Annotated in this window: 14 protein-coding genes; 1 reads left to right on the top strand and 13 read right to left on the bottom strand. The window is 62.4% G+C overall.

Annotated features, from left to right (window positions below):
- Positions 1 to 113: 113 nt before the first annotated feature.
- The 13 genes from AC07YV_RS23790 to AC07YV_RS23730 all read right to left on the bottom strand — a co-directional run bounded on the left by AC07YV_RS23790 (position 114) and on the right by AC07YV_RS23730 (position 12,490).
- Positions 114 to 1,142 carry a trans-3-hydroxy-L-proline dehydratase gene (locus AC07YV_RS23790; RefSeq protein ID WP_007997730.1) on the bottom strand — a complete coding sequence of 343 codons (1,029 nt, stop codon included), beginning with the start codon at positions 1,140 to 1,142 and terminating at the stop codon, positions 114 to 116.
- A gap of 115 nt (positions 1,143 to 1,257) precedes the next feature.
- The gene (locus AC07YV_RS23785; protein ID WP_047530195.1) at positions 1,258 to 1,980 is read right to left on the bottom strand and encodes an amino acid ABC transporter ATP-binding protein; all 723 of its coding nucleotides are present in this window, start codon (positions 1,978 to 1,980) and stop codon (positions 1,258 to 1,260) included.
- Positions 1,973 to 2,623, bottom strand: a complete 651-nt coding sequence (locus AC07YV_RS23780; RefSeq protein WP_007997727.1) for an amino acid ABC transporter permease — start codon at positions 2,621 to 2,623, stop codon at positions 1,973 to 1,975. Before AC07YV_RS23780 ends, AC07YV_RS23785 begins: the two co-directional genes overlap by 8 nt.
- Before the next feature lie 10 nt (positions 2,624 to 2,633).
- Positions 2,634 to 3,299 (bottom strand): amino acid ABC transporter permease, encoded by a 666-nt coding sequence (locus tag AC07YV_RS23775; RefSeq protein ID WP_007997725.1) that lies wholly within the window; start codon positions 3,297 to 3,299, stop codon positions 2,634 to 2,636.
- Entirely contained in the window at positions 3,292 to 5,070 is a 1,779-nt protein-coding gene (lhpI, locus tag AC07YV_RS23770; RefSeq protein ID WP_102701671.1) for a cis-3-hydroxy-L-proline dehydratase, read from the bottom strand. The genes AC07YV_RS23775 and lhpI overlap by 8 nt, the downstream gene beginning before the upstream one ends.
- 10 nt (positions 5,071 to 5,080) lie before the next feature.
- The gene (locus AC07YV_RS23765) at positions 5,081 to 5,899 is read right to left on the bottom strand and encodes an ABC transporter substrate-binding protein (protein WP_102701649.1); all 819 of its coding nucleotides are present in this window, start codon (positions 5,897 to 5,899) and stop codon (positions 5,081 to 5,083) included.
- Positions 5,900 to 6,276: 377 nt separating this feature from the next.
- The gene (locus AC07YV_RS23760) at positions 6,277 to 7,026 is read right to left on the bottom strand and encodes an AraC family transcriptional regulator (protein ID WP_102701648.1); all 750 of its coding nucleotides are present in this window, start codon (positions 7,024 to 7,026) and stop codon (positions 6,277 to 6,279) included.
- Positions 7,027 to 7,100: 74 nt separating this feature from the next.
- Complete coding sequence (locus AC07YV_RS23755; RefSeq protein WP_102701647.1) at positions 7,101 to 8,357, bottom strand: NAD(P)/FAD-dependent oxidoreductase; 1,257 nt, start codon at positions 8,355 to 8,357, stop codon at positions 7,101 to 7,103.
- Positions 8,354 to 8,590, bottom strand: a complete 237-nt coding sequence (locus AC07YV_RS23750; protein ID WP_102701646.1) for a (2Fe-2S)-binding protein — start codon at positions 8,588 to 8,590, stop codon at positions 8,354 to 8,356. Before AC07YV_RS23750 ends, AC07YV_RS23755 begins: the two co-directional genes overlap by 4 nt.
- Entirely contained in the window at positions 8,583 to 9,698 is a 1,116-nt protein-coding gene (locus AC07YV_RS23745; protein WP_102701645.1) for an NAD(P)/FAD-dependent oxidoreductase, read from the bottom strand. The genes AC07YV_RS23750 and AC07YV_RS23745 overlap by 8 nt, the downstream gene beginning before the upstream one ends.
- Entirely contained in the window at positions 9,695 to 10,627 is a 933-nt protein-coding gene (locus AC07YV_RS23740; protein WP_102701644.1) for a 4-hydroxyproline epimerase, read from the bottom strand. Before AC07YV_RS23740 ends, AC07YV_RS23745 begins: the two co-directional genes overlap by 4 nt.
- A gap of 114 nt (positions 10,628 to 10,741) precedes the next feature.
- A complete protein-coding gene (locus AC07YV_RS23735) occupies positions 10,742 to 11,425 on the bottom strand; it encodes a GntR family transcriptional regulator (RefSeq protein WP_056724751.1) in 684 nt (227 codons plus the stop codon).
- Positions 11,426 to 11,575: 150 nt separating this feature from the next.
- The gene (locus tag AC07YV_RS23730) at positions 11,576 to 12,490 is read right to left on the bottom strand and encodes a LysR family transcriptional regulator (RefSeq protein ID WP_053160139.1); all 915 of its coding nucleotides are present in this window, start codon (positions 12,488 to 12,490) and stop codon (positions 11,576 to 11,578) included.
- 269 nt (positions 12,491 to 12,759) lie between these two features.
- Here AC07YV_RS23730 and AC07YV_RS23725 point away from each other — a divergent pair, with 269 nt between their 5' ends.
- Entirely contained in the window at positions 12,760 to 13,782 is a 1,023-nt protein-coding gene (locus tag AC07YV_RS23725) for a zinc-dependent alcohol dehydrogenase family protein (protein WP_102701643.1), read from the top strand.
- The last annotated feature ends 142 nt before the right edge of the window (positions 13,783 to 13,924 follow it).

Genomic DNA, 13,924 nt, shown 5'->3' with positions numbered 1-13,924 from the left:
TCGTTAATTGTATTTCGTATACGATATTTAAAATGACAATGCTCGGCTAGTGCTTTTTTTGGTTTTTCAGGGGTTTTTACTGGCCGTTGGTCTGGGGGGCAGGGATTGCGTGATCAGGCGCCGGGCCAGGTGTCGGACAGGCGATAGCCTTGTGGCCACGGATCGCTTGGGTCGAGCAGCAATTGATGGGTGCCGGTGATCCACGCCCGGCCGGAAATGCACGGGTAAATCGCGGCGCGGCCGGCGACTTCGGTCAGCGAATCAATGCGGCAGTGGAACTCCGAGCCGATAATCGAACGGCCGACAAAGCGCTCGCCAACCTGCATCAAGCCTTTGGCTTGCAACACCGCCATGCGCGCCGAGCAACCCGTGCCGGTGGGGGAGCGGTCGATCTTGCCCGGCTGAATCACCACCGCATTGGCGCCGGTGGCGATGCCGTTCTCATGGACGATGGGCGCGGCGATCTGGCAGAAGGAAATGTGCGACCACTCGGGATTCAGCGGATGCACGAAGCCCAGTTGTTCGTTGGCCGCTCGAGTGATTTTCAGCCCGACCGCGACCAGATCGGCCGCTTCATCCGGGCGGATGGAGAAACCCAGGCCTTGGGCATCGGCAATCACAAAACTGTCGCCACCGTAAGCGGTGTCAACCTTCAGCGAGCCGATGCCTTCGACTTCAATCCACGCATCCAGGCGATCAGCGAAGGACGGCACGTTTTTCACTTCCACTCGTTGCACCTTGCCATCGCGGCAGTCGGCCACGGCTTCGATCAGGCCTCCGGGCGCTTCCAGCACCAGGCGGGTTTGCGGCTCGGTCATGGGCAGGATGCCGCTGTCGAGCAATACGGTGGCGACGCACAACGAGTTGGAGCCGGACATCGGCGGGGTGTCCGCCGGTTCCATGATGATCCAGGCCATCTGCGCCCGTGGGTCCTTGGCCGGGACCAGCAGGTTGACGTGGCGGAACACCCCGCCGCGGGGTTCGTTGAGGACGAAGTTGCGCAGGGTTTCGTCCCGGGCGATCCAGCGCGACTGTTCCCACACTGTGGCGCCGGGCGGCGGGGCGACACCGCCGACGATCACGTCGCCGACTTCGCCTTCGGCGTGGCAGCTGACTACATGAATGACTTTTGATGAACGCATGGTTTGCTCCTTGTTTTGTCTGTGAAGGCCTCATCGCGAGCAAGCTCGCTCCCACAGGAATGAGTGGTGTACACAAAACCTGTGGGAGCGAGCTTGCTCGCGATGAGGCCAGTCGCTATTTCACCGATTTCAGAAACGCTGCAGTTTCTGCATGCACCGGATTGCCAATCACCTGATCCGGCGAGCCAATCTCATGCACCAGGCCATTGCGGAAGAACGCCACACGGTCGGACACGTCCCGGGCAAAGCGGATTTCGTGGGTCACCAACACCATGGTCATGCCGTCTTCGGCGAGCATGCGCATGGTGTCCAGCACTTCACCGACCAACTGCGGGTCGAGGGCCGAGGTGGCTTCGTCAAACAGCATGTAGTCCGGTGACATCGCCAGGGCGCGGGCGATGGCCATGCGTTGTTGCTGTCCACCGGACAGCTTGCCAGGGAAAGTCTTGAGCTTGTCGCCCAGGCCGACGTGGGTCAGTTGCTTCACCGCTAGCTCTTCAGCCTCAGCCTTGCTTTTGCCCAGCACTTTGCGCGGAGCGAGCATGACGTTTTCCAGCACCGTCAGGTGCGGGAAGGCATTCCATTGCTGGAACACAATGCCAATCTTCTGCCGCAGGCGATTGAGGTCGGTGGCGCTGTGATGGACCTCGACGCCGTCAACGCGGATGTTGCCTTTCTGGATCGGTTCCAGGCCGTTGATGCACATCAGCAAGGTCGATTTGCCGGAGCCGGAGCCGCCGATGATCGACACCACTTCGCCCTTGTTCACCGTCAGGTTGACGCCCTTGACCACTTCGAGGTTGCCGAAGGATTTATGTACGTTGTCGATCTCAATCATTTTCTTGCCACCTTCTTTCCAGACGAGCGCCCAGGCGTGCGACCACCAGGCTCATGACGTAGTAGATAAGGCCCGCGATGCACAGCACCAGCAACGGTTCCTGGATGCGGGTGACGATGGTTTGCGAGGCGCGCAGCAGTTCGACGATGCCGATCCACATCACCAGGGCGGTGTCTTTCATTACACCGAGCACCAGGTTCAGCCAGCCGGGGAACGCTACCCGAGTGGCCATCGGCAGGACGATCCAGCGCAAGTCCTGCAAGAAGCTCAGCCCCAGCGAACGGCTGGCCCGGCGCACGGTGAACGGCACCGCCAGCACGCCGGCACGCACGATCTCGGTGAAGTACGCCGCAGCGTAAACCCCCAACACAATGCAGCCGACGCTGAAGGCGCTGATGTTCAGGCCGATGATGCTTTTGAGTGAGTTGAACAATACGAACTGGATCAGCAACGGCACGCTGCGAAACACGTCCAGCACCCAGGCCAGCGGCTGGCTGGCCCGTGGCAACAAGGCCCGCAGCAGGCCGAAGAACAACCCGGCCAAGGAACCGAGAATGATCGACCAGAACGTCAGTTGCATCGTGACCCACGCACCGTTGAGCAGGAACATCAGGTCATTCGAGGAAAAATCGGTGGAAAACATGGACAGCTCCTCAGTAACGGAACAACCGCCAGGCCATCAGCCGGGCTGCCGCGACGATCGCCTTGGCAATCAAGTAATACAGCACCGCTGCGATGGCGAAATACTCGAAGGTGCGGAAGGTTTTGACGTTGTATTCCTGGGTCACACCGGTCAGGTCATTGTTTAGCCCGACGATCACCCCCAGCGACGTCATCAACACCGCCCAGACCATCTGATTGGTCAGCGGGTAGAACACGATCCGCAGCAGTTGCGGGACGATGATCATGCGGTAGGCCTGGAAGGCACTCATGCCGAGGGAACGCGCCGCACGCACCTGCGTGTCAGGCACGGCCTTGAGGCCGCCGCGAAAGTTCTCCGCCAGATACCCGGCATTGTTGAAGGTGATCCCGGCCAGCAGGGCGAACCAGGAACTGACGTGCAGGTTCAGCGAGCCGAGGCCGAAGTAGAGGATGTAGATCTGGAACAGCGACGGGGTGTTGCGGGCAATCGACACCCAACCGTTGCCGAACCCGCGCAGTAACGGGTGTTTGGCCTCGCGCATCACTGTCAGGGCCAGGGCGATCAGCACGCCGAAGATCATCGACAGCGCGGCGGTTTCGAAGGTGACGATGGCACCGGCAAGCATGTCCGGCAGGGCGCGCAGGGCGGAGCGCCATTGGAAGCTGTAGTCAAACATGCGCAGGGCTCTCCAGTAGGGCAGCAGGTTGTAGCCAGGCCGGCAAACGTCCGCTGGCCGTTGCGGTGCAGGCCGCGTCGACGCATTCGGCAAGGCTGGCGAAGTGCACCTTGCGGCCGACCAGGCCCGGTGCGTAGTGGGCGTATTTGCCCGAGTTGGTCATCAGGGTTTTAGCCGCCAGGGGGATTACGGGTTCGCCGAGCATGCACCAGCAGGTGTCGGTGACCAGGGTCGCGCCAAACGCTTGGATCACGGCGATGTGCCCGGCCTCGCGGGCCTGCTCCAACACGGCACGGCCGCAGGTGATGGCAAGCACCACATCCGGGTGTCTTTGTCGTCCCCGGCACAGTTGCGCCAGGTGAGCGAACTCGCTGAGGGAAAAGTGCGGGTTACCCAGCGACACCACATCCACCCGGTTATCGCGAGCACTGTTGAGTTCGCGCCAACTGCGCAGCAGGTCCTTCAGGCGGATTTTTTCCACGGCAATGGAAATGTCCGCATCCAGCACCTGCGCCGGGTCAATGGCCTCCGGCGTGACCCCGGCGATGTGGAACAGTGGCGCCGCAGAGGTGGTGGCGAAGGCCGCGCCAAAGGCTTTGAGGTCGTCCAGGCTCGGCTTGCGTTTTTCCAGTCCCAGCACCAGCGGCACGCGACTGCCGGCCAGGGCACCAATGTGGTAACCCAGCAGCGGGTAGAAGGCATCGTCCAGTTCACCGAGTGCGGGCAACTCGATCTGCAACCGGGCCTTGCGTGGCGCGTCCAGGTGGCAGCCGATCAGCGGGGCGCGACCGGTGAGGGCGATGCAGATGTCCAGGTAATCCGGGTATTTCAGGGTGCGTGCACCGAGCACGCTGTTGGCGTAGACCACTGCGTTGGATTCCGCCCAGACGATTTGCTCGCCAGCCTTCGGTGCAGTGTCGAGCAGGTACGGCGCGCAGGTGAAACTGAGCTGTGCGCCCATCGCCATATAGGCATCGCCCAAGGCACTGGCCGGTTCACCCAGTGCCGGGTCGATACCCAGTTCGCGCCAACGGCGCTGGTCGACGGAAATTGAATTGAGGGTGGTGGGCACTCGTACTTTTGCTCCCCATTGCACCAGTTGCCCGGCAAAGCGCAGGCTCGCCGGTCCCGTGTAAATGCAGCCGTCGATGTGTGCTTGAGTGACATCCACCAAGTGCTCGGCACCCTGCAGTTCGGCCATACGCAGGACGATCTGCATGGCCATTTGCGCGGCCTTGCCATGCCGGCCATCGAGCAGCGCCCGATCGTGCTCGGTGAGCCTGATCGAGGCAGTGCTGTCGGTGTCTGGTAATGGGCTGTCGAGCGCCTGCCAGGCGTCGCCCGGCAGGTGATCGAACAGGCTCAGCGTTGCATTTTCGACCCGGGCGAAGGCCTGGCCGCGCAAGGCGGCGAAGGCCTCCCGACCGATGCACAGCACCGGCAGGGAACGGGCAAAAATGGTTTGCGCCACCAGCACGCCCAAGGTCAGGATCTCGTCGGCTTCGGCCAGCACCAAGGCCGCCGGTGCATGGCCGTTGCTGATCAGTTCCATCAATACACTGCTGCCGGTGCACGAGCCGCGGCCACTGGGAATCGCCAGCACGCGGCCGGCCAGGTGTTGGCCGCTGAGCGGGTGATGGCGGTCGATGACTTCACCCGTGCAGGGATCGACTCCGCCCCAGAAACTCAAGCCGACATCGGCGAACAGCAGGGCGCTTTGCGCAGCACCCGCCACCAGGCTGCGCCCGGTCAGAGACATTGGCCTAGGCATGCCGGACATCTCAGTAGTAGACCTGAGGCACGGTCAGGTTGGTCGGCGAGATCTCGGTGCCGACCCATTTAACGAACAGCTCCTTGTAGCGACCGGTGCGCACCTGTTGGTTGACGAACAGGTTGAGGTAGTTGAGCAGGCCGTACTCGCTGCGCTTGGCGCCCAGGGACACGTAGTCGATGACGTAAGGGGCGTTACCGGCGACTTTCAGGTTTTTGTATTTGCCCGACTTGAGGGTGGCGGCGGCCACGGTGTTGGTGACCACGGTGGCATCGATGTGGCCTTGGGTGACGGCCAGCAGGGTATCGTTCTGCGACTGGTAGGCTCGGAAACTGCCCGAGCCCCAGTTCTTCACGTCTTTCTCCAGGGCGATGGCCTCATAGGTGCCGCTGGTGTTGCCCACTGCTTTGCCCTTGAGGTCGTCGAAGTCGTTGATGCCGGTGTCGTCGCGGGTCAGCACCACCATCTGGAAGGCAAAGTAGGGCACGGTGAGGCCAACGGTCTTGGCGCGTTCGAGGGTGTCGGAGGTGGACGCGACGATCACGTCAGCCCGGCCGGAGACCAGTGCCGGAATACGATCCGGGAACGGCGTTTCCACCACTTCGGCCTCGACCCCGAGGATCTTCGCCAGGTCGCGGCAATAGTCCACATCGAAGCCGGCCGGCGAGTTGCTGGCATCGCGAAAGCCCATGGGCGGGAAGTCCAGGGTCACGGCGCAGCGCAGCTTGCCCGAACCGATGATGTCGTCGAGCTTGTCGGCCTGGGCAGTGGCGATAAAGGAGGTACCGAGAACAGCGCTGAGGGCTACGGCAAATGCGGGGTTTTTCATAGAGGCCTCGTTGATGTGAAGTGCTGTTGAATATCGTATTGGGGATTTCGTATACGATATTAACAATAGCAATCAACGTGCCTATTTCCAGTCCTAGGGGGGAATTAGTTGTCAGGCCTTGGCGTAGAGGTTTTGTAGCGGTGCAACCCGTAGCGAGGTGACGCCAAGGCAGTGAGGACAGGTGTTACGTATGGGAGCAGCGGTAGCGTGGACGCACCTTTAAGGAACACTGGCAGGTGAGCCGTGCGTGCCTGCTTATCGGTTCATGGCAGGTTTTGTGGTGGATGGGCTGGCCTCATCGCGCAAGGTAAATGCGATCCCCTGTGGGAGCGAGCTTGCTCGCGATGAGGCCCGGAAGAACACTCTTCATCACCCGCCTAACGCTGATTATCGCGATACTGACTCGGCGACAAACTGGTCAGCGCCCGAAACTGCCGGCTGAAGGCACTGTGGTCGGTGTAACCACAGCGCAAGGCAATCTCGGTAATCGGCAACTCGGTGTGCAGTAACAACCGCGAACCTTCTTCCAGGCGCGCCTTGTGAATCATTTGCCGTGGGGTGAGCTGGAACACCCGTTTGCAGTGCCGCTCCAATTGCGCCACGGAATAGCCAGCGATCGCAGTCAGTTCGGCGAGGCTGATGGAGCGGGCGAAGTGGCGGCGGATATGGGCATCCACGGCGGCGAGTTTCTGGAAAGCCGGATGGTTCGACTGCGGTGATTGCAGGTCGCGGGAGATACCGGCCAGGCCCACGATCCGACCCTGCTCATCCTTCAGGGCGAGTTTGTGGGTCAGGCACCAGATCGGCTGATTGCCATAATACAAATGCAACTCCAGCTGATCGGCCAGTTGGCGACCACTGGACAGCACTCGCCGATCCTGCTCGGTGTACAGCGGACCGAAGCGTTCCGGGAAGACCATTTCGGCGGTGCGCCCCAGCAGCTCGTCCCTGTGTTTGAAACCACAACGCCGGGCCAGGGTCTGGTTGACGAAGGCGTAGCGGGCCTCGCAGTCCTTGATGAAAAACACCACGTCCGACAAGGTATCGAGCAACGGCGCGATGGGCTGAAGGCTGTTCAGCAGCGTCGGCAGATCGCAAGGTTTGAAGGTGGTGAGCGATGGATACATGGCGCCGGGAGTCTGAGGGTGACCCCCGGGATCATAGAGACTCGGCAGCGTGGCCGAAACCCCAGGCGTGGTCATCACGCCGGCGGGGTATCGTCCAGGGACATCAAGGTTTCGATCCGCGCCGGGCTGAAGGGTGGGCGCGGTGCCGAGGACTGCCAACCAAACAAATGCTGCACTGCGCCGCCACACACCCGACCCTGGCAGGCGCCCATGCCACAGCGACTGGCGAGTTTGGCTACGCGCCAGTCAGAGTGACCGGTCAATGCCGCGTAGGGCACGTCTTCGCAGCGGCAAACCAGGGTGTCGGGTTGGGCCAGGGACTTGAGTCGCGGGTCGAGGGCGAACGCGCTGTTCAGCGCCTTGGCAAAACCCTGCCAGCGCGCCCGGCGCGGCCACAATTGCCTGGCGGCTTGCAGATTGCCGACCGCAGCGTGGCCGGCAATCGCACCTTCCACCAAGGCCAGCTCACTGCCGCCGAACCCTGTGCATTCGCCCGCCGCATAATGATCGGCGCGATTGCTGGCCTGCCAGGCATCCACCGCGATGGCTTGATCTTCGATGGCGCAACCCAGTGCCTGACCCAACTGGATGTTCGGAATCAACCCGAATCCACAGGCCAGCCGATCACATTCCAACTCAACGATGTTGCCTTGTTGTTGCAGGCGCACGCCTTCCACTCGGTCGGTGCCAAGCGCCGCCAATACGTGGGTGGCAGTGCGGTAGCGGTGGTCGAACAGGCTGAACGATTGCAGCCATTTGCCGGGCCAGCGCGGCAGTTGCGCGGCGAAACCGGCGACGGCGCTGCGGCTGGCTTGTTCGGCGATGCGTTGCACTTGCGCGCCATGCTGTTTGGCGGTGGCGGCACTGGCCAGTAACAGCGGGCCGCTGCCGGCAATCACCACGCGCTCGTCCTGCACCGGCAAACCCGCCTTGATCAGCGCCTGCAAACCACCCGCACCGGTGACACCCGGCAGGGTCCAGCCGGGGAAGGGCAGCAGTAATTCACGGGCGCCGGTGCACAGAATCAGTTTGTCGTAGCTGATCAGCCAGCCATGGTCGTCATCTTCCACCAGCAGTTGTTTCGCGCCGGGCTCGGCGATCACCCGAGTACCGGCGTGATGGCGGATGTTGTCGCACGACGCCAGACGCTCGCGCAGGCGCCGGGCCTGACCGGGTACGTTGGCTTGAGGTCCGTCGCGCCAGATTTGCCCGCCCGGCAGTGGGTTGTCGTCGAGCATGACAATGCGGGCGCCGCTGGGGGCGGCGGCAAGGGCGGCGCTCATCCCGGCAGGGCCCGCGCCAATGATCAACAGATCAGCGTACTCATTCATGGGCGAGTCTCCACCTGCATGCCGTCACGGCACAGGGTCTGGCAAGCCAGGCGACGCCGGCCATTGATGGTCACCCGGCATTCCTGGCAAATGCCCATGCCGCACAGTGGCGCACGGCGCTGACCGCTGACCGAGGTGCGCGTGCATCCGTCACTGGCCAAACTCAGGGCAGCGGCGACGCTGGTGCCTTCGGCGACTTTCAGGGCGTGGCCGTCCAGCAACAATTCAGGCATAGACCGGTTCTCCGAGAAAACGCTGGGGCAGATAAGGTTGTGCGGCCAGTGGCGGGGTTTCGTTGAACAGTTGCGCCACCAGTAAATCAGCGGTGCCGGGGGCGGTGGTTACGCCCAGTCCTTCATGACCGACTGCCAGCCACAAGCCTTGATGTTGTGGATGCTGGCCCACCAGCGGCAAGCCGTCGGGGCTGGCGGCGCGGAAACCGGTCCAGGCACGGATGCCATTGAGCCGGGCCAGCCCCGGCATGTACTCGGCGGCACGCTTGAGCATCTTCGCGAGCATCCAGCCTTCGACCTGCGGGTCGGTGGTTGCGAATTGCCGCGAGGCCCCGATGAACAGTTGCCCGGTGGGGCGCGGCTGGATATTGCAGGCGGTCGACGGCCCCGTGGCGTTGTGGGCACTGGTGACGTAACCCAGTTCCACCAGGGTATGGGTGACGCTGCCGGGGTAGCGGTCAGTGATCAGCAAGTGGCCTTTTTTCGGCTCGATGGGCAATTCCGGGCACAGCTCGTTGGCTTGAATACCGTTGGCCAACACCACGGCATCGGCACTCAACCAACGACCATCATCGAGGCAGACGCGGTTGCCATCGACCGCATTGACCCGCGCCCGGCGCTGGCGGATGTTCGGTGTTTCGAGCATCCATCCGGCCGTCGCCGGGGCGTATAGAATGCCGTCGCCATTGATCAGCAAGCCGCCTTCCAGTCCTTCGCGCAGTTCCGGTTCGCGCTGGCGCAAGGCATTGGCGCCGATCAGTTCGCAAGCCACGCCCTGGGCTTGCAGGTTCAGGAATTTGCTGTGGGCCACCGCCATTTCTTCGGCATTGGCCGCCAGCCACAGCGTGCCGTTGCAGCGGTAGGCACAGCTGCCGGGCAGGTCCGCGCCCAGTTCGCGCCAGCGCTGCAACGAATATTGACTCAGGGCCAGTTCGGCGGGGTTGTCGTCGAGTACCAGCAAGTGGCCCATGCCGGCGGCCGTGGCCCCGTGCAGGCCAGCGTCCAGTACCAGCACCTGCAAGCCGCGACGGGCCAGCGCCTGGGCACAGGCGGCGCCGATAATGCCGGCGCCGATCACGATCACATCGGCCACCTGGCCCTCGTTCATGGACGAATGCCCCAGGCGAACGGGTCGTCCTGTTCGATGATCAGGCTCGCCTCGGCACTGATGAACGCGCGACCACGAATGGTCGGCACGATGCGCTCACCCTGCAGTTCGTAGGAACCCTCGAACTCGCTGCCGATGACGCTGGCCTGGCGCCAGATCTGCCCCGGTTGCAACTTGTCGTCGGCCGCCAGGCATGCCAGTTTGGCGCTGGTGCCGGTGCCGCAGGGCGAACGGTCGTAGGCTTTGCCGGGGCAGAGCACGAAGTTGCGGCTGTCGGCGTGATCGTCGTCGGCGAACAACTCGACGTGATCGATCAAGCCGCCGTCTTCACCGCGAATGCCTTGGGCTTCCAGTGCCTGCTGCACGGCGAAGGTGTAAGCGGTCAGCGCTTCGAGGTTGTCGCCGGCCACCCGCAGGCCGTGCTCGGCGACCAGGAAAAACCAGTTGCCGCCCCAAGCGATATCACCGACCACTTGGCCGATGCCCGGCACCTGCACCGCCAGCGCCTTGCGATAACGGTAGGCTGGCACGTTGCGCACACTCACCGAATGGTCTTCGTGCAGGGTGGCCTGCACCGTGCCCACCGGCGTTTCGATGCTGTGCACGCCGGGGCCGATCTTGCCCAGGTGCGCCAACGACGCCACCAGGCCGATGGTGCCATGGCCGCACATGCCCAGATAACCGGTGTTGTTGAAGAAAATCACCCCGGCACAGGCACCAGGGTCCACCGGCGCGCAGAGCAGGGCGCCCACCAGTACGTCACTGCCCCGTGGTTCCAGCATACAGGCGGCGCGCCATTGATCATGCTGTTCGGCCAATACCTGGCGCCGTTCGGCCATGCTGCCGGTGCCCAGGTCAGGAAAGCCGGCGGTCACCAGGCGGGTCGGTTCGCCGCCGGTGTGGGAGTCGATCACTGAGATGCGTTTCATGGGAGGGCCACGTCCATTCGGTTGAGTGAACGCAAGAGTGGCCCGTGCGGCGGGGCGTCGGCTTGATGGATTTAGTCTGTGTCGATGACGAAATCGGCACAGCATCCGTCGCTGTCAGTGGCTGTGGGGCAGGTGCTCGAACAGGGTCGTGCAGACGCCGGCAATGTGCTCGTCCAGAAGCTTCACCGCCAGGTCCACATCCCCGGCGCGGCAGGCCGCCAGGATCTCGCGATGTTCGTGATCGGCCCGTTCCTTACCGGCCGACAAGCTCATCTGCATGCGTAGATAACGCTCCAGCTTGTCGTTGACCGAACGGATCAGACTCACCAGGAACGGTCGCTGCGCTGGCTCGTACAGGCAGGAGTGCAGCTCCCAGTTGAGCTCGGCCCAGCGCCCCACGTCGTCCTCGCCGACGAACTCCTGACAGATGCGCTCGGCACGGGCGAAGGTTTCTTCGGTCATGTTCGGAATGGCCAGGCGCAGAATCTTGTCCTCCAGCAACATCCGCACTTCGAACATTTGCGCCAGCTCCGCATCGGAAACCCGCGTGACCATCGCCCCGCGATTGCGCTGGAACATCACCAACCCTTCGGCCTCCAGGCGCTTGAGGGCTTCGCGCACCGGGATCTTGCTGACATTGAACTGGCGGGCGATGTCGTCCTGGCGGATCGGCTCATCCTCGGCAAAATGCCCGGCGACAATCGCATCCCGCAGATGGCGGGTGATGATTTCCGAAGTCGAAGGCGTGTTACCAAGGTCGGGTGCGTTGAGTTTGGGTAGGTTCACGGCGGCGGTCATTTGGAGTGAGATAGCGCTAGGGTATACGAAATTCTTTTGCTGATCTTCCCCGGTTAGACGTCGGTGCACCCGATGCCGGTCATGCCACTCGCTACAACAAAACGGGCGCCAGTCAGGGCGCCCGCTTTCATTCAGGCTTGCGCCGCCTTCTCAGAGACTATCCGGATCCCCAAAGAACATCTGAATCCGCGACCGCAACCAGCGCTCCCCCGGATCATTGTCCTGCGACCCGCGCCACGCCATGTGCAGTTCAAAACTGCGCACCGGCAACGGTGGATCTTCCGCGCGCACACCGCCGGCGGCCGTCAGCGCGTCGGCCGTGTAGTCCGGCACGGTTGCGACGATGTCAGTGCCGGCCAGCAAGGTGCTAAGGCCATTGAACTGCGGCACCGCGAGCACCACATGACGTTTGCGTCCGAGCTTTTCCAGTTCTTCATCTATGAAGCCGCTGAGGTCGCCGGCGAACGACACCAGTGCATGGGGGCGCGCGCAGTAATCATCCAGGCTCAATGGCCCCGGCACGGTGTCGGCGCGCAACAGCTTGGGCTGGCTGCGGCGCAGTACCTTGCGCTTGGCGTTGGCCGGCAGGTCGGTGGTGTAGCTGACGCCGATGGAGATCTCGCCGGAGGCCAGCAACCCTGGCATCAGGATGTAGTTGACCCGACGCACCACCAGCACGATCCCCGGCGATTCGGCGCGCAGGCGCTTGAGCAGCATGGGCAGCAAGGCGAATTCGACGTCGTCCGAAAGGCCGATGCGGAACACGGCGGTACTTGTGGCAGGATCGAACTCGGCCGCACGGCTGACCGCGGTGGAAATCGAATCCAGTGCCGGCGAGAGCAGGGCGAAGATCTCGATCGCCCGGGCGGACGGCTCCATGCTGCGGCCGGTACGCACAAACAAAGGGTCATCGAACAACCCGCGCAGGCGCGAGAGCGCCGCGCTGATGGCCGGCTGGCCGAGGAAGAGTTTTTCCGCAGCACGGGTCACGCTGCGTTCGTGCATCAATGTTTCAAAAACGATCAACAGGTTCAGGTCGACACGACGCAGGTCATTACGATTCATCTGGAGTCCTGGCAGAGTCAGCAAACTTGACGTGGGCGGCCATATGAGAACAATGGCCAGCAGGAATATTACGGGGAAAGGCTGGTACTCTGCACCGGGTAATTCAGATTTCCTGCAAAGGTGGCTTCGGTTTCTTGCGGCATTTCACAATGTCGCCGCCCCTGCGGAATCAATGACAGGCATGTCGACTATTAATACCCACTGATAGTGTTGGGTTGAAAGCCCAGCTAGAGTTCAAGGCATTAGAGGTTCAATTGGCGAGGTTTGCGATGTCCCGCACGATTCGTTTTCACAAGTTTGGTCCAGCCGAGGTGCTCAAATGCGAAGAGCATGCGGCGGCTCTGCCTGCACCGGGCGAAGTGCAGGTGCGCGTCGAAGCGATCGGCATTAGTTGGTATGACACGCTCTGGCGCCAGAACCTGGCGTCGTCCCGCGCCCGTCTGCCTTCCGGCCTTGGCCAGGAAATGGCCGGTATCGTCACGGCTGTCGGAGAAGGTGTGGATGACCTGGCGATAGGTGACAAGGTCGCCAGTTTCCCGGCCCAAAGCCCGAACGACTATCCGGTCTACGGAGAACTGATTGTCCTGCCGCGCTCGTCGCTGACCCGTTACCCGGACGTACTGAGCCCGATCGAAGCCAGCGTGCATTACACGCCGCTGTTGGTCGCCTATTTTGCTTATGCCGACCTGGCACGGGTCAAGCCCGGGCAATTCGCCCTGGTGACCGACGCCAGCCATTGCGCCGGACCTTCGTTCGTACAGCTGGGCAAGGCCTTGGGTGTTCGAGTGATTGCCGCAACCAAGTCAGCAGAGGAGCGTGAGTATCTGTTGTCGCTGGGTGCCGAAAAAGTCATCGTTACCGAGGAAGAAGATCTGCTGGTACGGATCAACAAGATCACCGATAACCGCGGTGTGGATGTGGTCTTCGATGGTTTGGGCGGTCCTCAGATGTCGTTGCTGGGCGATGTGCTGGCGCCTCGCGGCAGCCTGGTGCTGTACGGCCTGCAAGGTGGCAACCAGACGCCATTCCCGGCCTGCGCGGCGTTCCAGAAGAACATTCAGTTCTTCGTGCACTGCATCGGCAACTTCACCGGCAAGCCGGAGCTGGGCATCATCCAGGACCAGGTCGCACTGCAACGTGCCTTGCGCGACATCAACCAGTTGACCGCTGACCGCGTGCTGCTGCCACTCAAGACTCGGGTCTTCCCGTTTGCCGAGGTGGTCGAGGCACACCGCTACATGGACGAATGCCCTTGCCGCGAGCGGGTCGCCCTGCAAGTCGAACCGGCGTAGCACTTACCCCAAGCGCCGACGCAAAAGCCCCCCCAAGAGTCCGTGCCCACACGGACTCTTTCGTTTGTGCCCCCCCCAAAAAAAAGGTTCTTCACGGAATCCCGGGGGAACACAGATAAAAAAATATCTGTAGGAGCTGCCG

The sequence above is a fragment of the Pseudomonas sp. GW456-E7 genome, assembly GCF_059424105.1.
This window is presented reverse-complemented; position numbering and strand designations above follow the sequence as displayed.